This window comes from Aminipila luticellarii (genome assembly GCF_004103735.1).
Taxonomy (GTDB): domain Bacteria; phylum Bacillota; class Clostridia; order Peptostreptococcales; family Anaerovoracaceae; genus Aminipila; species Aminipila luticellarii.
Genome location: NZ_CP035281.1, coordinates 2,240,253 through 2,260,153, shown reverse-complemented (window position 1 = coordinate 2,260,153; position 19,901 = coordinate 2,240,253). Strand labels below are relative to the sequence as shown.

Genomic DNA, 19,901 nt, shown 5'->3' with positions numbered 1-19,901 from the left:
CGGAGGAAAAGTCATGGAAGAAGAGAAGAAGGAACTTCAAGAAAACAATCAAGAAATACCCGATTGGCATGGAAAGCAGTTTGCATTTTTTAATCATTCTAAATGCGAATATTTCCCTTGTCACAAAACAGATAAGCCGGAAGAGTTTAATTGTTTGTTCTGCTATTGCCCATTGTACGCTTTAAAGGATAAATGCGGAGGGAATTTCAGATATACGGAGGACGGCATAAAGGATTGCAGCCAATGTAAGCTGCCCCACGTCAGGGAAAATTACGGCTATATCATGAAAAAGTTTTCTGAACTTATTGAAGTAGCGAAATTAAAATAGCAAGTTGTAAAATAAAAATTTTTATTGACTTGAGGCCTGAAAACGTGTAAAATTATCCTGCATTGTGTGTGACAATGCCTCATTAAGAATGTCAAAGACCCTAGGGTTTTTTTCATAAGGGTGCAGGCTGGGAAGGACCGGCCGTGACCCGCAACGTTATAGTAAAGTTGCCGAAAGTGATTGGTTCAAGAAATCAATTTTAGTAGGTGAGGAGGAAGAACATGAAATCATTTATCGCAAAGCCTCATGAAGTAGAGCATAAGTGGTATGTAATCGATGCTGAGGGTAAGACTCTTGGCAGACTTGCATCCGAGGTTGCCGCTATTCTTAGAGGTAAGAAAAAGCCAATCTACACACCACACGTTGATTGCGGAGACTATGTAATCGTTATCAATGCGGAGAAAGTAGAAGTAACCGGTAAGAAGAGAAAAGAAAAGATTTACAAGAGACATACTGGATATCCAGGCGGTCTGAGAGAAATCACTTTTGAAAAGTTACAGGCTAAGAAGCCAGACGAAATAATCCGACATGCAGTAAAAGGCATGATGCCAAACGGTAAACTTGGCAGACAGATGTACAAAAAACTAAAGGTTTATGCTGGTCCTGAACACGACCATGCAGCTCAGAAACCCGAAGTTTGGGAATTTTAGGAAGGGGAGGAATAGACAATGGCAAAGATTCAGTATCAAGGAACAGGCAGAAGAAAATCTTCAGTTGCTAGAGTTCGATTAATCCCTGGAAAAGGTGAAATCATCGTAAACAAGAAGCCGCTTGAAGAATATTTCGGAATGGAAATCGTTAAGAGAGAAGTTAGAAGACCTTTTGAGGTTGCTGGCTGTGAAGGCAAGTTTGACGTAATCGCTACTGTAACTGGCGGCGGATTTACAGGTCAGGCCGGTGCTTTAAGACACGGTATCTCAAGAGCCCTTTGCGTAGCTGACAAGGAAGCTTTCAGAGCTGCACTTAAGGCTGCCGGATTCTTAACAAGAGACCCTCGTATGAAGGAAAGAAAGAAATATGGTTTAAAGAAAGCAAGAAGAGCATCTCAGTTCTCAAAACGTTAGTTTTAAACATATTAAAAAGCAAAAAGAAAACCCCACGATTATTGAAATTGTGGGGTTTTCTTTTTGCTCTATTACAGTCCCAGCTCCATAGTAACCGCCTTCGTCTTCTTTTGTAAATACTGCCGGATAAACATATTTAGCCATGTTAAACCTCTTTTTTTAGCCATGTTAAACCTCCTTTTGATGGGCAATGCAGGGCTTATAGCCCGGCATCATTTTGTATGCCGCGAATAATCTAATCGGTGCGGCCAACTTTCTTAACTACAATAATATGAATTCCTGCCCCATTTATAGCAGAGCTTATATTAAGCTTATCATCAACATTCTCCACGCTCACTTGTGAAGGGGGTTCTGTATTCAGCATATGGACCCAGGCTTCTGGCAGAGGAACCGTTTCAGAAAATCCCAGATGCGACATATGTGCGAAAATGGAATTGGAATTTGATAATGCGTATTTTGCGATAACATATTGACCGGACTCAACCGGAACACTGAAATCTACATTGAGCTCATCCTTAAAGGAACTGATGATGTCCTTTGCTTCGTAGACGCTGGCATTGCGCATGGAAAGATGCTGTATGCCGTCATTATAATTTATGACCACCAGAGTATACGAATCTCTTTCAGACCAGTCATTTTTTATCACGTAATAATATTTTCCCCAGTAAAGAAGCTTTCCTTTTATATTTCGAAGCAGCCGGTATGCGTAAAAAGAAGGCTTAGGAATGAGGCAGGACGTGATGCAAGAAGGGGTTCCTTTTAGCATTCTGGAAGGTTCCCCTTGATCTCGTAATCTGCAATGCAGGAGGGCTTTCTCTAAAGTGAAGCAGGATTGAAATATATTGACAGCTGCGGCTATGGAGTCATACCCTGCCGAAGAAGTGCAGCATAAGCTGGTGTCGCATACGGTAGATACCTCATATCCAATGAAACTGAGACGGTTGGCAATCAGCGCTGTGGTTGCTTCGCTGTCTTCCGGCCGGAAAGCGACGAGAACCCTGGAAGGGTTGAGGTCATAGAGCATATTAAAAAGCCGTTCACCCATTATGCGGTAATCTTCATGGGTTATAACTACTTCAAGGACGTGATGGATATTCATAATAGGCGTCTGCTCAGGGTTTACGTCAACCGTGAGATGAAGGCGGTTTATAACAGAGGAGCTTTTTTCCTGATCTCTTACAGCAGACATACATCGTCTAATGAGACTGACAGCCTGATTGTCAGAAAGCGTTTTGAGCCGTACAGGCCTTGCGGGGCTTAGAATGTGTGACGTATAAAGCTGACGGTATTCCAGCGGCGTATGGCCAAACCACTTGGTGAAGAATTTTTCATAGTAGGAAGTGGTTGAAAAACCTACATCCTTTGCTATCTCGCTAATTTTGCGATCTGTTTCCAACAGGCGTATTTCCGACATTTCAACTCTGGCAAAACAGAGAAATTCCTGAAAGTTTATGCCCATATAATCCCGGATAAGATGGGATATATAAAAGGTACTTAGGTGCTCTCTTTCTGCAAGATCCTCCAGCGTGATTTTGCTTGCGTGATGTTCGTATACATAATTTATGATTCGGCTGATCCGATCGACGGCCACGGAATCATCTTTTTGAAAATTCACCACGACCCGATCCTCGAAAGCGAACAAGTTGAAGTACTGGTTTAGGTATTTTATGACTTCGATCATCTGATCGATGCAGGTGCTTTCATAATTAAAGCTTCTCCTGGAGTAATCCAGAAGAATGTGAAGAAGCATTTTCCGGAGCGTATCCATCTTAAGATATTTATCATTGTTTACATAGGACATGAAACAGGCCTTGCCTAAGGTTGGAAAATACTGTGTGAAAAAGCGATTACTGACTTCTATGATGGCTACAACATTTTCTTTATCTGTTGCGGTCAAACCGTGGATTTCATGACCGCTGTTGGTGAAAATATCCCCTTCTTTCAGCAAATAATGATGACATACGTTTTTCAGACGGATTTCACCCTTGAGAACATAGATAAATTCAACATCCTGATGGTAATGAAAAGGATATTCTGTAACCCTTGCAATGGTTATGCTGATTGGAAAGCTATCGAGATATGTTGTTTTTTTAAATAACACGCCGAACACCTCCTTAGAAACTAAGCGGCCTGATTAAAACGAAGTCTTAACACACACTCCTATATATATTATATAACAGATCAGGAAACGAGGAAAAGCTTTTTAATGGCTTTTTTGGCAAGCTAATTAGTGATTACAGCAAGCTAATTAGAGCGTTTAAGACGGATTTATATCCCCTTTTCCAATCAACAACACAATTAAAAAAATGGGCAAGTGGATTGTTGTCTTCTAATTTAACATCCTGTATCATGATAGCAAGTTAAAATTGGAAGGAGGACAAGGCAACATGTTAACACCGAGAGTGAAGAGAATGAAGGAAAAGTATTTCGAAACTATTCCAACCATTACGGCAGAGAGACTGGTTCTGGCAACGGAAGCCTATCAGAAATTTGCTGGTGATGCAGTTCCTATTTTCAGAGCCAAGGTGGTCAGACACATTATGGAAAACATGACACCACTGATCATGGAGGATGAACTCATCGTAGGAACAGCAACAAATGCATACAGAGGTGCCAATCTGCACCCGGAATTCCAATCCAGTTCATGGTATATCAGCGATATTGATGAATTTTCTACAAGAAGCAAGGATCCATATTATATTTCACCGGAAGATAAGGAGACTATTCTCGAAACACTTAAGTACTGGGAGGGTAAGTCCATGGAGGACCTGGCACAGGCCGCGCTTCCGGCACACATTCGCGAACTTGAGAAAGATGACATCATTTGTGTAGGTCTTGAGAATGGTGTTTCAGGTGAAACTGTGTGCGACCACGAAAACATTCTCGCAGTAGGAATCCGAGGGTATATGGAAGAGTGTCAGCGGAACATTGAGAATACGGTTCCGCAGACCATGGAGGAACAGGCCAAGGTAGATTTCTGGAAAGCATGTATCATTCAGAGCGAAGGACTTATCACTTACGCCCGCAGAATGGCAGATGAAGCCGAAAGAATGGCTTCAGAATGCACAGATGAGAAGAGAAAGAAGGAACTCCTTACTATTGCGGAAAACTGCAGAGTTGTTCCTGAAAACCCGCCGCAGACTTTCCAGCAGGCGATTCAGGCAGTATGGTTCGTACACGTTTATTTTTACATTGAAGTTTGTACGACCGCATGCGGATTCGGCAGGTTTGATCAGTATATGTGGAAGTTCTACAAAAAGGATGTAATCGACGAGAAGAACATCACAAGAGAGGAAGCCTTGGAAATGCTGGAATGCCTCTATCTCAAAAGCTGTGAAGTATATGAAGTAAGAGACAACTGGTATGCTACCGCCTTTGCAGGTTATCCAATGTGGCAAATTCTGGTTGTGGGCGGACAGACTTCGGAGGGCAAGGATGCAACAAACGACTTATCCTATCTTTGCCTGGAAGCGGCAAGCGAGCTTCAAGTAAAACAGCCAGTAATGGCATTAAGAGTCTGGGAAGAAACGCCCGAAGAACTTATTAAGTTCGGATGCCGGATGATTCAGGAAGGGCAGGCAAATCCGGGATTCTTTAATGACGGCCCGGCGATAAAGATGTGCCTTGGCAAAGGCCGAGGAAGCAACCTGGAAGAAGCAAGGGACTGGACCATCGTCGGCTGTATTCAGCCGGGGCCCGGAGGCGGAGGAACAGACGGTTCACCGGATGCCGGATATGTGAACATGGGCAAGATGCTTGAATTTGTTCTGCATAACGGTGTTGACCCCGCTACAGGCAAGCTTATAGGAATTGAAACCGGAGATCCGAGAAAATTTAAGAATATAGAAGAGTTTAAGGATGCTCTCAAGAAACAGATCATCCATCATTATGATATGATCCGAATCGGATACAACCTAATGCAGAGCATTCACATGAACAGATACCCTGTCATTTTCGCATCGATGGTAACCAGAGGATGCGTTGAAAGCGGCAAATCCGTACAGCACGGCGGAGCAAAGTATTCAACAGCAGGCTTGTACGTTACAGGACCGGCGAACCTGGCAGATTCCATTGCAGCAGTAGAGAAGTGCGTATTCCAGGATAAAGATCTGACGATGGATGAACTGATCAGAGCGTGCGATAGCAATTTTGAAGGACAGGAAAGGCTTCGTCAGCTTCTGCTGAACAAGCCGGAGAAATATGGAAACAATTTAGAGCACGTGGACAGCATCTATAAGGAGATGATGGACTATATTGCAAATATTGTTCAGGAATGGAACGATGCCAGAGGTGGATACTATGCTTTCGGTATTGATTCCCAGACTATGAATATTCCGCATGGGGCCGTTACGGGAGCACTTCCTGACGGAAGACTGGCAGGAGAGCCATTTTGCGATGCGTCCTCACCGATGATGGGAAGAGACATGAATGGACCCACAGCGACAGTTAAATCCGTTGCCAGTATGGTAAACGAAGCATTACACGAAGGTGCGCTGTACAACCTGCGTTTTGATCCGAAAGGCGTTCAGGGAGAAGACGGCCTAAACATTATCGAGGGTGTCATCAAGACGTATTTTGAAGACGGCGGACAACATATACAAATAAATGTGGTAGATAATGAAACCCTTAAGAAGGCCCAGGAAAAGCCGGAAAATTACAAGGGCCTTATGGTTCGTGTAGCAGGTTACATGGCATACTTTACGGAACTGGATAAGAGTGCGCAGGATACCATTATCTACAGAACGGCACACTTATCACAGAATTAGTAAGATGGGGGGGCGTTTTAATGAGTAATGCACCTGAAAGTGTTCTTGTGGGCAGCCTTCAGAAGTTTTCCGTAGAAGACGGACCCGGTATCCGGACAACGGTATTTTTAAAGGGCTGCCCCCTTAGCTGTAAGTGGTGTCACAATCCTGAATTGATCGACCCGCAGCAGCAGCTTATCAAGTCGCCGAACAACTGCATCGGATGCGGATGCTGCGTCAAGATATGCCCTAAAGGTGCAGTGACAATAAATCCGGAAGAGGGAGTTGTCATTGACAGAGCGAAATGTGACGTGTGCCTCCAGTGTACGGACGAGTGCTATGCACAGGCCTTAAGACCTGTAGCCAAGCGAATGAGCATAGATGAAATACTCCGCGTAGCCGAGCAGGATAAAGGCTTTTATGAAAACACAGGGGGCGGTATTACAGTCAGCGGAGGAGAAATCCTCATGCACGCAGACTTTGTATGCAGGCTCATCGATGAAGCGGGTAAACGAGGAATCAACATGTGTCTGGATACATGTGGTTTTGGGGATTCACAGGCTCTCATGAAAATGGCTCTCAAGGAGAACGTCACAGACATTCTTTATGATATGAAGTCCATTGATGATGAAGTTCACAGACAGTACACGGGAGTCAGCAATCAGCTGATCCTTGACAACCTGAGAATGCTCGCAGCAGATGCAAGAACGGCGGATAAGCTGATCATGAGAATGCCTCTCATCAGAGGAGTGAATGACAGCGGCGATATAATCAAACGCACAGGCGAACTTTACAGAGAAATCGGCGTGAAACGGGTAAATCTGCTCCCCTACCACAGCCTTGGCATCAGCAAGAAAAGAAACGTGGGCGGCACACAGGAGGACTTTCAACAGCCGGCAGAAGAGCGTCTGACAGAAATAGGAACTTATTTTAAAAATGAAATAAATTTAAAGGTGGAAATTTTGGGTAGAGTATGAAAAATTATTTATTATTGATTTAAGAGAAAGGAAACGCTATGGACGGGACTAATTTAGGAATCATCACCTTAATTCCAGCGCTGGGTTTCTTAGTATTCGCGCTAATAACTAAGAAGTGTATCCTGAGTATCATGTTATCTGGTATACTCGGATACATATTTTACTACAAGGCAGCGTTCTTCATGCCCATGATGGATGCATTACTTTCCGCATCATGTGATGCAGACAATAACTATATCGTTATTATTTGTCTGCTGTTCGGATGCTTCGTACAGCTGCTCAGACAGTCAAAGGGAGCTGTGGCAATAGGAGACTTAGCCAGAAAGTATATCAAGTCAGAGAAACAAGTGTTGTTAATGACTTGGTTATGCGGAGTTATAATTTTTATCGACGACTACCTCAGCATCCTGGTTACGGCAAACTGTGTACTTACCCTTTCAGATGAATACAAGACCCCAAGAGAAATGCTTTGCTACATCATCAATACCACGTCGGCTCCGGTTTGTCTGATCATACCAATTTCCGCATGGGTGGTGTTCTTCTCCGGAATCTTTGAACAACAGCCGGAAGCGGCAGTAGTCGGCGGCAGTGCAATGAGCATTTACTACCATATTATGCCATACTTTTTTTATCCGTTTATCTGTGTAATTTTCGTACTTCTGGTCATTTTGGGAATCGTTCCTAAGATGGGCGGTATTAAGAAGGCCTATCAGAGGGTCGCAGAAACCGGACAGCTTTGGCCGCCATCAAGCAACATGCAGAACCAAAGTGATGAGCTGGGTGAGGTAATGGGCGCTATCACGGATAATGCCAAGGAAGAAAAAGAAATAACACCACATCTGTGGGCATTCATCGTACCAATGGCAGTAGTTATAATTGTAACCGTATGGCTGGGGGATATCCTTTATGGTGTAAGCTGTGGTATCTTCTCTTGCTTTCTTCTGTTCGTTCCGACCAGGATGATGAGTCTCGGAAAATTCTGTGACGCTTGCTACAAGGGGCTTGAAGATATGCTTTTCATAGCAGTTGTACTTGTTACATCATTATTTTATAGAGAATCCATCAACCTTATCGGATTACCTGACTACCTGATCGACGTTGCAGGTCCGTATATGAGCGCAGCGTGGCTTCCGGCAATCGCATTCATACTCATAGGCATTGTATGTTTCGCAACAGGCAATATCTGGAGCATCCCTGCCGTATGTACTCCAATCATTCTGCCGCTGGCGGCTTCAAGCGGCGCAAGTATACCCCTTACACTGGGAGCGATTATTTCAGCTGCATGCTTTGGTGCGCAGGCTTGCTTCTATTCAGATGTAACGCTGCTATCAGCTTCAGCCTGCCGGATTAATAATGTAGATTATGCAGTTGCACAGCTTCCGTATATAGGAATTGTTACAGGCATATCCTTTGTTGGATATATAATATTTGGTTTTGCCATGTCCTAAACGAGTATGGGCGGATCAACAGGCAGCTCGTAGCAGTAAGAATTCGTTTTTTTCAGACATCTTTAAAAAATTAGGCTTGTTAGCGTAGTAGCTTCAAAACTGCTGCGCTACTTTTATCTATTAGAAAATGTTGATAAAAAAAGAGAAGGAAAAATACAAGCTTTGTTTCTATTTTTTTTTGTTTTTTGACTTGATTTTTGCTGGATGTCGATGTATATTATATTTGTTAGCACTCTTATTTAGTGAGTGCCAGAACGATAAACGGGGTATTTTATATACGAATCATATACTATTACATTACAGAGAAAGAGGGAATATACCATGGCAAAGAAGCAATTCAAAGCGGAGTCCAAAAGATTGCTGGACTTAATGATTAACTCTATTTACACCCATAAAGAGATTTTCCTGAGAGAAATTATTTCAAATGCAAGTGATGCCATCGACAAGCTGTATTATTTGACCTTGTCTGAAAACACCGGCATTTCCAGAGAGGATTTTTACATCAGGCTGACTGCGGACAGTGAAGCTAGGACTTTGACGATAACGGATAATGGTATCGGTATGTCCAAGGAAGAGCTTGAAAATAACCTAGGCACCATTGCTCAGAGCGGGTCTCTTCAATTCAAGCAGGAAAATGCAGATAAAATGGAAAACAAGGAAGACATTGATATTATCGGACAGTTCGGTGTCGGCTTCTATTCTGCATTTATGGTAGCTTCCAAAATAGAGGTCCTAAGTAAACGATACGGGCAGGATCAGGCATATATGTGGGAATCTACGGGAGCAGACGGCTACAGCGTTACAGAGTGCGATAAAGAGGATGTAGGGACTCAGATTATTTTGTACATTAAAGAAGATACGGAAGATGAAAAGTACGGAGAATATCTCCACGAACACAGAATTAAAGAGCTGATTAAAAAATATTCAGACTACATTCGTTACCCAATTAAAATGAATGTGGAAAAGCATAAAATGAAAGAGGCAACAGAAGAACAGAAAGCAGATAAGGACTATACACCTGAATACGAGACATATAGAGAAGATGAAACACTGAACAGTATGGTTCCGATCTGGAAAAAGAGCAAGGGAGCTATTACGGCGGAAGAATACAATCAGTTCTACAAGGAAAAATTCTTCGATTTTGAAGATCCGGCCAGAGTCATTCATACCAATGTAGAGGGGGTATCCACCTATAATGCCCTGTTATATGTTCCGGCCAGAACGCCGTATAACTACTATACGAAAGAGTATGAAAAAGGTCTGCAGCTTTATTCCAGCGGTGTTTTGATCATGGACAAGTGCGCAGATCTTCTGCCGGATTATTTCAGCTTTGTAAAAGGTCTGGTGGACTCTCAGGACTTATCCCTGAATATCTCCAGAGAAATGCTGCAGCATGACAGACAGCTTAAAGCAATCGCTGTGAGACTGGAAAAGAAGATTAAATCTGAGCTGCTTGACATGTTGAATACAGACAGAGAAAAATACGAGAAGTTCTTTGAAAACTTCGGCATGCAGCTCAAATTTGGTGCGTACAATGAATTTGGCATGCATAAGGATGCCGTAAAAGAATTGTTGATGTTCTACTCTTCTTCCGAAAAGAAATTGGTTACATTCTCTGAATATGTTTCAAGAATGAAGGAAGATCAGAAATATATTTATTATGCCTGCGGCGAGAGCAGGGAGCAGCTGGATAAACAGCCGCAGACTGAAATGCTTAAGGATAAGGGGTATGAAATTCTTTACTGTACGGATGAAATCGATGAGTTTGCCATCAAGATCATCAGTGCTGTTGATGAAAAACAGTTTAAATCCGTTTCAAGTGATGACTTAGGAATAGAAGAGACAGCAGAAGAAAAAGAGGCCATGGAAAAACAGGCTGAAGAAAATAAAGATCTCTTTGCGGCCATGAAAGAAGCGTTGGAAGGAAAGGTTTCAGAAGTAAGAGTTTCTCAGCGGTTGAAGAGCCATCCGGTCTGCTTGACCAGTAATGGCGAAATCTCCATCGAAATGGAAAAGGTTCTGAACTCTATTCCTGCAAACAATGATAAGGTTTCAGCGGAAAAGGTCCTGGAAATCAATGCGAACCATAAGGTATTTGAAGCTCTTAAATCCGCATTTGAAAACGATAAGGATAAAGTAAAGGAATATGCAAAGCTTTTATATAATCAGGCACTGTTGATTGAAGGAATGCCTGTGGAAGATCCGATTGAATTTTCTAATGCCATATGCAGCTTAATGTAAGTTCGTCCTAGCATATTATTTCACGAAATCCGTCCTGTTGATTGAATGTTTTTAATCAGCAGGACGGATTTTTGTATGATTCATGGAACTTTTTAAGAGGTATTGCAGTCTAAAATTAAAAAGAACATTACACTGGTGAAAATGAGAAGGAGAGATTATGAAGAAGAAATCTATTATGAAAATACTATCGGGGGTACTTTGCTTGACTATGCTCATGTCTGTTACGGCTTTTGCAGAAGCCGGAAACCAAAAGGCAGCCGACCAGAAGGTAAACCAGGTCATTTCCGTTTCAGAGGACGAAAAACAGCAGGAGCATCAATATATAACAGAAGAAGGAACCATTTCCAGCGTAGAAGATCAGGGGGATTATTACAGGGTTCAGATAGAAAACGATAAAATAGGCATGATCTTTTATATGGATCAGAAGGCTTTCGTTGTAGATCAGAAATCCGGAAAACGGCTTGAAGCCAAGGATCTGAAAAAAGATATGAGGATTACGGCCATCCTTCCTGCAAATGCGGTGATGACCATGAGCATTCCGCCTCAGACCTCACAGGCAGTGGGCTTTATTATCCGGGAGGACAGCAGTGCCATGGATGTATCTGTATACGATGATGCCCTTGTAAATCAGGATAATACGTTAAAGCTGAATTTGTCAGAGGATACTCAAATCGTCGATGCAAAGGGAAGTGACAAGGCCTTTACGGCTGCGGACATAAAAAATAAAGCCTGTGTGGTTCTTTATACCATATCCACGAGAAGTATTCCAGCTCAGACCGCTCCTGAAATGGTGATTATTTTGGATGATCAGGCGGAAGCCCAGGTTCCTCCGGTAAAGGAAGATCCAAAATATGTACCGCTCAGAAGTGCGGCGGAAGCGAAGGGATACAAAGTAGAGTGGACCTCCAACCAGAAGCCTGTCGTGCTGACTAAAAATGATATGAAGATCGAATTGACGATTGGAGAGGCTGAATTTACCTTCACCCATTTGACGAAAGATATAAAGGAACTGGACCGACTGGACAAAATGGATTTGTCTCCTGCCCTCAAGGATGGGTATACAGTAGTTTCCAGCAGCTTTATAGACGCTTTGGAATAATTTAAAAACGAATATCAAATATGAAAAACTGCTCTTAAATAAGATGAGAGCAGTTTTTCGTATTCAGTGGACGTATAGGTGAAATTCATATATACTATATCCGTTTAAAGAAAATAAATCGCACAGTATTTTACATAAGAGGAGGCACGTATCATGAGTCGTGATTACAAAAAGTTACAGAACGGAAGTGACATCAGAGGGGTTGCAATGCCTGGAGTAGAAGGAGAAGAGCCCAATTTGGGGCAGGCAGAAGCGGAGCATTTGGCATCGGCTTTTTTAAAGTGGCTTTCTGAAAAGACCGGGGAAGAACCCGAACAGATAAAAGTTGCAGTAGGATATGATCCCAGACTCTCCGGAAAGAAATTGATGCAGGGAATTTTAAAGGGACTTGTTCCATATGGTGTGACGGTTTTAAACTGCGGATTAGCATCGACTCCGGCTATGTTCATGGCAACTGTTTTCCCTGAATTCAACTGTCATGGAGCGATTATGATAACGGCCAGTCATCTGCCCTTTAACAGAAATGGGTTCAAGTATTTTGATAAAGAGGGCGGCTTGAATAAAAAGGATATAACCAAGATCATTTCCTATGCGGAGTCCGATGAGGAGCTGAGCAGGTTGGGAGAGAGAAACCGTGGAGTTCTTGCTCGAACCGGCTCAGGTGAATCAGATCATGAGGCGGTCCGTACGAATTTAATGGACGTGTACTGCGAATTTTTAAAGGATAAAATAAAGGCTGGTGTGAAACATCCGCAGTGTTATGAGATGCCGCTCAAAGGCTTGAAAATCGTGGTGGATGCAGGTAATGGCGGCGGCGGGTTTTATGCGGAAAGGGTTTTGAGACCGTTGGGTGCGGACATTTCTGCCAGTCAGTTTCTGGAGCCGGACGGAACCTTCCCCAATCACGCACCGAATCCAGAGGACAAGGCTGCTATGGAGTCTGTCTGTAAGAGGGTCTTGGAAAATCAGGCAGATTTAGGGCTGATATTTGATACGGACGTAGACCGGTCTTCCGCCGTGGATCACAAAGGGCATGAAATCAGCAGAAATGGAATCGTAGCGTTGGCATCCGCCTTGGTTGCCGAAGAACACCCGGGAACAACGGTGGTCACCGACAGCATTACCAGTGATCAGTTGACGGTCTTTCTTGAGAAGAATCTTGGATTGAAGCATAGGCGCTTTAAAAGAGGCTATAAAAATGTGATCAATGAAGCAGTTCGGTTAAATTCGGAGGGAACAGAATGTCAGCTTGCGATTGAAACCTCCGGTCATGCGGCATTAAAAGAAAATTATTTTTTGGATGACGGAGCTTATCTGGCTGCTAAAATCGTTATTAAGACAGCAAAGCTAGCTGCTGGGGGTAGAACCTTAAGCAGCCTGATTTCAGAGCTGAAAGAGCCAGCTGAGGCCGTAGAAGTGCGGATGCCTATCACCTGTGAGGATTTCGCCGCCTATGGCGATAGGATTATTGACGATTTCAGATTGTGGACGTCGATGAAACCTTGTGCAAGACGTAATGAAGAGGGATATATTGTTCCGGTGGAGGAAGAGGGCTGTTGTTTATGCCACTGTGGAATGAGTATTGTGGAACCCAATTATGAAGGGGTTCGCGTAAACTTTGATGAGGAACACGGTGACGGCTGGTGTCTTTTAAGAAAATCTCTGCACGACCCCATTATGCCGCTCAATATCGAATCCAATCGAGAAGGGGGCTGCAGGCAGATCGCAGAAAAGCTGAGGCCGTTCCTAGAGGCTTATAAGGATTTAGATATTCATAAGCTTTAAAACAAAAAATAAAAGGAGTGTCTCATACGGTTCTGATAACACGATGAAACACTCCTTTATTTTTTTATTCACCCAGATAGGCTTTTTTGACCAGATCACTGGCAAGAAGCTCTTTGCCTGTGCCGGAAAGGGTAATGCTGCCCGTTTCCATAACGTACGCGTGGTCAGCGATTTCCAGTGCGGCTTTGGCATTCTGCTCGATCAGCAGGATATTCACACCGGCATCATTAATTTGTCGGATGATGGAAAAAATATCCTTGACTACCAGAGGAGCCAGACCCAGAGAGGGTTCATCCAGCATAAGCAGCTTTGGCTTGCTCATAATGGCGCGCCCTACGGCAAGCATTTGCTGCTCGCCGCCGGAAAGGGTTCCGGCCAGCTGCCATTCTCTTTCAAGGAGCCTTGGAAACAGTTCATAGACCCATTGCTTGTCTTTTTTTATTTGTTCCTTATCCTTTCTCAGATAAGCCCCAAGAGTCAGGTTTTCCGCTATGGTCAGGTCGGGGAAGACCCGGCGGCCTTCCGGACAGAGGACGATACCGGACCCTACGATGTCTTTTGTTTGTGCGGAAGTAATATCTTTTTCATCAAAGGCGACCTTGCCTTCCGACTTCGGCACAAGCCCCATAATGGCTTTCAGTGTCGTACTCTTACCTGCTCCATTGGCTCCGATCAAAGAAATGATCTTGCGATCGGGAACCTCTAAGCTTATTCCCCGGAGGGCATGGATACCGCCATAAAATACATTTAAGTTTTCTATTTTTAACATTACTCGTCTACCCCCAAATAAGCCTCAATAACCTTCGGGTTATTTTGAATTTCCGATGGAATACCTTCTGCAATTAAAGTACCGTAGTCCAGAACATAAATGCGGTCACAGATACCCATAACGAACTGCATGTGATGCTCAATCGTGAGGATGGATAAATTAAAATCATCGCGAATGCGCGCTACAAAGTTCTTTAGCTCATCCGATTCCTGCGGATTCATACCGGCAGCAGGCTCATCGAGCAGCAGCAGCTTCGGTTTGGTCGCCAGTGCTCTGGCTATTTCCAGATGCCGCTGTTTGCCGTATGGAAGAGAGCTTGCTATATCATCCTTATGGGTTTCCAAATCAAGAATCTTTAAAAGCTCCATGGTTTCTTCCCGCATTTGCTGCTCTTCCTTCCGGTTCAGCATAAAGGTGGCGGCAAAGACATTGGATTTGATATTTAAATGCTTTGCAATCAAGACGTTTTCGAATACCGTCAGATCTTTGAACAATCTGATATTCTGAAAGGTTCTCGCAATGCCCTTCTTCGTTATTTTATCCGGTGTGGGAACAACGGATTTTGTATATTTACCGGCATTTTGACCGGCATACAGTGCTTTCATTTTGCCATGAGGAAAATTGGAGGCAATCACTTCCCCGTCAAAGGTGATTTCTCCGTTGGTGGGGGAATAAACGCCGGTTATAACATTGAAGGCAGTGGTCTTACCGGCACCGTTAGGACCGATCAGACCGATGATTTCACCCTTGTTCAACTCCAGATTCAGGTTGTTAAGGGCAACTACACCTCCAAACTGCATGGTCGCGTCTGAAACGCGAAGCAGGTTCTGCTTACTCATGAACAGCACCTCCTTTGCGGGATTTTCGGGTGAAGAAACGATAAATGCCGTCCCATGAGAATTCTTTCTGTCCCATGATGCCTCTTCGCCAGAAAAGAACGACCACCATTAAGATAACGGAGAAGACGACCATTCGGAAACCTGTTCGGAGGAAAGGAACATGGATACCCGCAATAATCATAGTCTGATCCAGAAAACGCAGCCACCACTCTTTAGCCGCCGTAATGAGGAACGCCGAGATGATGCTCCCTGTAATGCTTCCGATTCCGCCTATTACAACGATAAGAAGAATGTTGTAGGTCAGCATGATTGGGAATGTAGTGGAGGTAACGGCTCCAAGGTACATGGCTAAAAGAGCACCGGATATGCCTGCAAAGAACGAGCTGATGATAAAAGACAGCTGTTTGTGCCTTGCCAGGTTGATACCCATCGCTTCTGCTGCAATTTCATCTTCACGGATCGCCTTAAATGCGCGGCCGTAAGAGCTTTTGATCAGTAGGGCAATGATGACGATGCAGATGAATACGATAATAAACGGCGTGTAGTAAGAATGATAGCCCGGTATCAATTTGAGTCCCAGAGAACCGTTCGTAATCGTGTTAAATGGAGAACTTGCTACTAAAATACGTACAATTTCAGAAAATCCCAGTGTTGCGATGGCAAAATAGTCGCTCTTCAATCGGAGCACCGGGGCACCGATAACAGCAGCCAGCAATGCGGCCATCAGCCCAGCAAGGATCAGTCCGACCCAAGAAGGCAGCTCCACATTGGCAAGCAGGTCGGAAACACCGTAGAGATAATATACGATCGGTTTGCTGTTCACCGGAATGGTAAAGACCGCATAGGTATAAGCTCCAATTGCCATAAAACCTGCCTGACCCAGTGAGAATAAGCCTGTGAAGCCGTTCAATAAGTTCATGGATACTGCTGCAAGAGCATAAATTGAACCTAATTGCAATACTGTGCGGAGCATGGAGGACTGCGAAGTGAATTCGTTCACTGAAACGATCATTCCTGCCAGTACCAGCAATGCAATTATGGTACAAATAGTTTTTGATTTCTTTGTCATAATTACACCTTCTCCGCCAAATTTTCACCGAACAGACCGGTTGGCCTGAACATCAATACGACAATTAATAATACAAATGTGAATACATCACTAAATTCTGAATAACCTGCGGCTTTAATAAAGGTTTCTGAAAACCCGATAATGAAGCCGCCGACAACGGCACCCGGGATGCTTCCGATCCCTCCGAATACGGCTGCGATAAAGCATTTAAGCCCCGGAAGGGAACCCGCCAGAGGAAAGACAGAGGGTCTTGGTGTAAAGTAAAGCATGGAACCTACCGCAGCCAGAAAGCAGCCTATTACAAAGGTAAAGCTGATTACACTGTTTATCTTGATTCCCATTAACTGTGCCGCTTCAAAGTCTTTGGATACGGCTCGCATCGCCATGCCCATCTTGGTATATTTAATTAAGAGCATAAGCAGTACGACGAAAAGGATCGTAATAATCGGTGTAATAAAGGTTACAAGAGAAGTTGAAACACCTCCGAGTGCGATCGTCTTATTTAGTACCGGAATAGACGGATACTGTTTTGGAAGTGCGGAAAATAAGTACGTAGCCAGGTTCTGCAGAAGGTAAGAAACACCGATTGCAGAAATCATAATGGACATTCTTGGTGCGTTCCGAAGCGGCTTATAGGCCAGCTTTTCGATGACGACTCCCAGAAGGACCGTACTGACTATCATGATGACCATGGAAAAATACCATGGGATCTGGTGATCCACCATCGCGAATATCATGAAGTATGCGGCCATCATAAAAATATCTCCGTGAGCGAAGTTTATGAGCCTGAGAATACCATACACCATGGTGTAACCGATGGCAATCAGCGCATATATACTACCTATGGACATACCCGCTAAGCAATATGAAAAAAAAGCTGTTGCTGTCATTGTTTTTAAAGCCTCCTAATAAAGAAATAAAGCGGGGGGAGGCACTCTGCCCCCCTACCGCATCGTTTTGTACAATAGATCATTCTGTCAACATGTCATGCTATGAAAATGGAATATTGCTAAGGGTTTGTTATTTTTTTACGGTCTGAGTCTTAATAAATTTGAACTCTTTAGAAGTCAAGGATTCCTGATCAACTGTCTTGATATAAGCAGTATCCTTGATGGCATCCCCGTTTTCATCAAAGGAAATGTGACCTGTTACACCGTCAAAGCTTACTTTTGTAAGAGCATCGCGGATAGCAACTGAAGTCAGATCGCCTTCTTTTCCATCCAGACTCTTCAATGCTTCGTAAATAGATGTATAAGAATCATACCCTAAAGCAGATACAGCGGCAACTGTGTCCGTGTTTGCATTAAGAGCAATGTTCTTTGGATCAGAATTCAAGTAGTCTTTAAAGCCTTTTACAAATTCAGCTGCAACCGGATTGCTTTCATCATTTTCATCAAAGAAGGTTGAGAAGGCAACTCCAACTGCATCCTTGGAAATAATCGCTGCATTTTCCCAAGTGTCACCGGCTAAGACCTGAGCCTTGATGCCGTTGGCAGCAATTTGAGGTAAGATCAGAGTAGCTGTATTAATCGATGATGGAATAAAGATACAGTCCGGATTAGCGGATTTTACTTTTGTAAGAATTGCATTAAAATCGGATTCATTTGTCTGATAGGTTTCGTCAGCCACAATAGTTCCGCCTAACTCGCCAAAAGATTTCTTGAAATATCCGGCAAGGCCTGTGGAATAGTCATCGCCGTTCTGGCTTATAACTGCAGCAGTCTTGTAACCGGCATCCGTTGCGTAGGAAGCCATAACAGTTCCCTGAAACGGATCTAAGAAGCAGGCTCTGAAATAAAAGTCATTGCCCAAGGTTACCTGCGGATTGGTGCAGGAACATCCAACGGCAGGAACACCGGCACTCGCAAAGGTGGATCCGGCAGCAATCGCAACACCTGAACCATAAGAACCGATAACGGCTGCTACGCCCTTGCTGATGAGAGACTGAGCTGCTGTTACAGCGGCAGACTTGTCGGATTGATTGTCTACTTCTTCTAATTGAAGCTTATAAGTAGTGCCGTTGATATCGACCGTAGGCATCATCTGGTTTGCGTAACGGGCGCCAAGAACCTCCTGCATACCGCCGCCTCCGTTTTCACCGGTGGTTGGCTCAAATACGCCGATTTTTATAACATCTCCGCTTATGGTAACGCCGGCAGGACCCTTTGCTGCGTTGTCTCCGCCGTCCTTGCTGCCGCAGCCAACAAAAACTGTTGATACTACTAAGGCGAGTACCAACAATAATGATAATTTCCTCATGATAATTTTTCCTCCTCAATATTCTATTCAGTTATATTCCATTGTACATTTTTTTTCATAAAAGTAAAGAGTTTTTGGATAAAATAACAAGTATACAATGTACTATTTGTTGGGCAAAATAAAATTCAGAGAATTCTTTTTATTGTCTATTATATTGTAATAAGGTAAATTGTTGAACAGAATTAAGAAAAGTATAGTTTAATAATTTAACAGGGCAGACTGGTGTTAAATTAAGGTGTTAAATATCGGTTCCTACGGTAGAAGATTTTAGAAACGGCCAACAAAAGCAGACATAATAAAAACCATAAAAAAGTAAATAGAGGACAAATCTGGCCTAAGAAATCAAAAGGCTGCTCTGAATAGTCCCACACATTGAAATGAAATAAAAGATTCACAATAACACCTACAGCCAGTTCATAGGCGGTGATGACGAAGGCTCCTATTAAGGCCTTCCAAACCATGGAGACCTTATTGAACTGCACATTTAAATAATAAAGGGTAAGAAGACAGGCTCCGCCGGTCAAAAGCATAGACCAGTGCGTATACCCCCTAAATAAAATTTCTATTACGCCGTAACCAACAAAGCCGATTGCAAAAATAATAACCGCTTTTAACGCTTCGTTTGCTTCGACCGTTCTTCTCCCATCTCCATTCAGTTTTTCTCTTGCAAATTTACCTTCCATACCTTTATTATCTGCAAGATCCGGATCTTTAACCGTGGTTAAAAATGTCACTATAAAATAGTAGTTTAAGAAGGAAAGAATTTATGTTAAACTATCATTAAAATAAAAATTAAAGTGTAGGATGAACATAAGGAGGGTACCGTATGAAATTCACAGCATATCATTCCTGTATAACTGTTTTTGATTTAGATAAATCCATGAGATTTTATAAAGAAGCATTGGGGCTTAAGGAAATAAGAAGAATAGATGCGGAAGATGGAGCTTATGCCATTGTATTTCTAGGCTCGGACAATTCACAGGGCGGTCAGGATGCCATGCTTCTGGAGCTTACCTGGTACAGAGACAGAAAGGAAGCGTACAATCTGGGAGATAATGAGAGTCATATCGGATTTAAAGTGGATGATTATGAAGCAGCCTATAAAAAACATAAAGAAATGGGAATAATCTGCTTTGAAAATCCGGATATAGGCATTTATTTCATCTCAGATCCGGACGGATACTGGACGGAGATTGTTCCCACAAGGGAATAAATAGAAAAGAGAAATAGACACGCTCATAGACGAGTGTGTCTATTTGATACAGCTTCTTTTAAGGC

At 43.2% G+C, this 19,901-nt stretch carries 17 protein-coding genes; 10 read left to right on the top strand and 7 right to left on the bottom strand.

From position 1 onward, the window contains the following. Window positions 1-13 precede the first annotated feature (13 nt). The 3 genes from EQM06_RS10485 to rpsI all read left to right on the top strand — a co-directional run bounded on the left by EQM06_RS10485 (window position 14) and on the right by rpsI (window position 1,392). Window positions 14-328, top strand: coding sequence for a cysteine-rich small domain-containing protein (locus EQM06_RS10485; protein WP_128746391.1), 315 nt, complete (start codon window positions 14-16; stop codon window positions 326-328). Between the two features lie 221 nt (window positions 329-549). After that, window positions 550-978 carry a 50S ribosomal protein L13 gene (gene rplM / locus EQM06_RS10480; protein WP_128746390.1) on the top strand — a complete coding sequence of 143 codons (429 nt, stop codon included), beginning with the start codon at window positions 550-552 and terminating at the stop codon, window positions 976-978. A gap of 18 nt (window positions 979-996) precedes the next feature. After that, on the top strand, window positions 997-1,392 hold the full coding sequence (rpsI, locus tag EQM06_RS10475; RefSeq protein WP_128746389.1) for a 30S ribosomal protein S9: 396 nt from the start codon (window positions 997-999) through the stop codon (window positions 1,390-1,392). A 235-nt stretch (window positions 1,393-1,627) separates the two neighbouring features. On the opposite strand, the gene EQM06_RS10470 is transcribed toward rpsI, so the two are convergent. Continuing rightward, a complete protein-coding gene (locus EQM06_RS10470) occupies window positions 1,628-3,493 on the bottom strand; it encodes a helix-turn-helix domain-containing protein (RefSeq protein WP_164914434.1) in 1,866 nt (621 codons plus the stop codon). A gap of 286 nt (window positions 3,494-3,779) precedes the next feature. Between EQM06_RS10470 and EQM06_RS10465 the strand changes: the two genes are divergently transcribed. From EQM06_RS10465 to EQM06_RS10440, 6 genes are all read left to right on the top strand, one after another. Further along, entirely contained in the window at window positions 3,780-6,158 is a 2,379-nt protein-coding gene (locus tag EQM06_RS10465; protein WP_128746387.1) for a glycyl radical protein, read from the top strand. Window positions 6,159-6,178: 20 nt separating this feature from the next. Further along, a complete protein-coding gene (locus tag EQM06_RS10460) occupies window positions 6,179-7,114 on the top strand; it encodes a glycyl-radical enzyme activating protein (protein WP_128746386.1) in 936 nt (311 codons plus the stop codon). Between the two features lie 182 nt (window positions 7,115-7,296). Continuing rightward, complete coding sequence (locus EQM06_RS10455; protein WP_205666551.1) at window positions 7,297-8,562, top strand: Na+/H+ antiporter NhaC family protein; 1,266 nt, start codon at window positions 7,297-7,299, stop codon at window positions 8,560-8,562. 321 nt (window positions 8,563-8,883) lie between these two features. Next, on the top strand, window positions 8,884-10,803 hold the full coding sequence (htpG, locus tag EQM06_RS10450) for a molecular chaperone HtpG (protein ID WP_128746384.1): 1,920 nt from the start codon (window positions 8,884-8,886) through the stop codon (window positions 10,801-10,803). Window positions 10,804-10,960: 157 nt separating this feature from the next. Continuing rightward, window positions 10,961-11,902: a copper amine oxidase N-terminal domain-containing protein gene (locus tag EQM06_RS10445; protein WP_128746383.1), complete on the top strand. Its 942-nt coding sequence runs from the start codon at window positions 10,961-10,963 to the stop codon at window positions 11,900-11,902. Between the two features lie 153 nt (window positions 11,903-12,055). Beyond that, the gene (locus EQM06_RS10440) at window positions 12,056-13,687 is read left to right on the top strand and encodes a phosphohexomutase domain-containing protein (protein WP_128746382.1); all 1,632 of its coding nucleotides are present in this window, start codon (window positions 12,056-12,058) and stop codon (window positions 13,685-13,687) included. Between the two features lie 64 nt (window positions 13,688-13,751). On the opposite strand, the gene EQM06_RS10435 is transcribed toward EQM06_RS10440, so the two are convergent. The 6 genes from EQM06_RS10435 to EQM06_RS10410 all read right to left on the bottom strand — a co-directional run bounded on the left by EQM06_RS10435 (window position 13,752) and on the right by EQM06_RS10410 (window position 19,306). Beyond that, window positions 13,752-14,456: an ABC transporter ATP-binding protein gene (locus EQM06_RS10435; protein ID WP_128746381.1), complete on the bottom strand. Its 705-nt coding sequence runs from the start codon at window positions 14,454-14,456 to the stop codon at window positions 13,752-13,754. Beyond that, window positions 14,456-15,295 carry an ABC transporter ATP-binding protein gene (locus tag EQM06_RS10430; RefSeq protein WP_128746380.1) on the bottom strand — a complete coding sequence of 280 codons (840 nt, stop codon included), beginning with the start codon at window positions 15,293-15,295 and terminating at the stop codon, window positions 14,456-14,458. Before EQM06_RS10430 ends, EQM06_RS10435 begins: the two co-directional genes overlap by 1 nt. Further along, a complete protein-coding gene (locus tag EQM06_RS10425; protein WP_128746379.1) occupies window positions 15,288-16,364 on the bottom strand; it encodes a branched-chain amino acid ABC transporter permease in 1,077 nt (358 codons plus the stop codon). The genes EQM06_RS10430 and EQM06_RS10425 overlap by 8 nt, the downstream gene beginning before the upstream one ends. 2 nt (window positions 16,365-16,366) lie before the next feature. Further along, window positions 16,367-17,254, bottom strand: a complete 888-nt coding sequence (locus tag EQM06_RS10420; RefSeq protein WP_128746378.1) for a branched-chain amino acid ABC transporter permease — start codon at window positions 17,252-17,254, stop codon at window positions 16,367-16,369. 130 nt (window positions 17,255-17,384) lie between these two features. Beyond that, entirely contained in the window at window positions 17,385-18,623 is a 1,239-nt protein-coding gene (locus EQM06_RS10415) for an ABC transporter substrate-binding protein (protein WP_128746377.1), read from the bottom strand. A gap of 230 nt (window positions 18,624-18,853) precedes the next feature. Beyond that, complete coding sequence (locus EQM06_RS10410; RefSeq protein WP_205666550.1) at window positions 18,854-19,306, bottom strand: putative ABC transporter permease; 453 nt, start codon at window positions 19,304-19,306, stop codon at window positions 18,854-18,856. Between the two features lie 143 nt (window positions 19,307-19,449). Between EQM06_RS10410 and EQM06_RS10405 the strand changes: the two genes are divergently transcribed. Then, the gene (locus tag EQM06_RS10405) at window positions 19,450-19,836 is read left to right on the top strand and encodes a VOC family protein (RefSeq protein WP_128746375.1); all 387 of its coding nucleotides are present in this window, start codon (window positions 19,450-19,452) and stop codon (window positions 19,834-19,836) included. Window positions 19,837-19,901 lie beyond the last annotated feature (65 nt).

Excerpts from the sequence above, each read along its gene's own strand:
- EQM06_RS10405 (WP_128746375.1), top strand. The coding sequence starts at position 19,450 with ATGAAATTCACAGCATATCATTCCTGTATAACTGTTTTTGATTTAGAT.
- EQM06_RS10415 (WP_128746377.1), bottom strand. The coding sequence starts at position 18,623 with ATGAGGAAATTATCATTATTGTTGGTACTCGCCTTAGTAGTATCAACA.
- EQM06_RS10455 (WP_205666551.1), top strand. The coding sequence starts at position 7,297 with ATGCCCATGATGGATGCATTACTTTCCGCATCATGTGATGCAGACAAT.
- EQM06_RS10445 (WP_128746383.1), top strand. The coding sequence starts at position 10,961 with ATGAAGAAGAAATCTATTATGAAAATACTATCGGGGGTACTTTGCTTG.
- EQM06_RS10435 (WP_128746381.1), bottom strand. The coding sequence starts at position 14,456 with ATGTTAAAAATAGAAAACTTAAATGTATTTTATGGCGGTATCCATGCC.
- htpG (WP_128746384.1), top strand. The coding sequence starts at position 8,884 with ATGGCAAAGAAGCAATTCAAAGCGGAGTCCAAAAGATTGCTGGACTTA.
- EQM06_RS10485 (WP_128746391.1), top strand. The coding sequence starts at position 14 with ATGGAAGAAGAGAAGAAGGAACTTCAAGAAAACAATCAAGAAATACCC.
- EQM06_RS10425 (WP_128746379.1), bottom strand. The coding sequence starts at position 16,364 with ATGACAAAGAAATCAAAAACTATTTGTACCATAATTGCATTGCTGGTA.
- EQM06_RS10460 (WP_128746386.1), top strand. The coding sequence starts at position 6,179 with ATGAGTAATGCACCTGAAAGTGTTCTTGTGGGCAGCCTTCAGAAGTTT.
- EQM06_RS10465 (WP_128746387.1), top strand. The coding sequence starts at position 3,780 with ATGTTAACACCGAGAGTGAAGAGAATGAAGGAAAAGTATTTCGAAACT.
- EQM06_RS10420 (WP_128746378.1), bottom strand. The coding sequence starts at position 17,254 with ATGACAGCAACAGCTTTTTTTTCATATTGCTTAGCGGGTATGTCCATA.
- rplM (WP_128746390.1), top strand. The coding sequence starts at position 550 with ATGAAATCATTTATCGCAAAGCCTCATGAAGTAGAGCATAAGTGGTAT.
- EQM06_RS10410 (WP_205666550.1), bottom strand. The coding sequence starts at position 19,306 with ATGGAAGGTAAATTTGCAAGAGAAAAACTGAATGGAGATGGGAGAAGA.
- rpsI (WP_128746389.1), top strand. The coding sequence starts at position 997 with ATGGCAAAGATTCAGTATCAAGGAACAGGCAGAAGAAAATCTTCAGTT.
- EQM06_RS10430 (WP_128746380.1), bottom strand. The coding sequence starts at position 15,295 with ATGAGTAAGCAGAACCTGCTTCGCGTTTCAGACGCGACCATGCAGTTT.
- EQM06_RS10440 (WP_128746382.1), top strand. The coding sequence starts at position 12,056 with ATGAGTCGTGATTACAAAAAGTTACAGAACGGAAGTGACATCAGAGGG.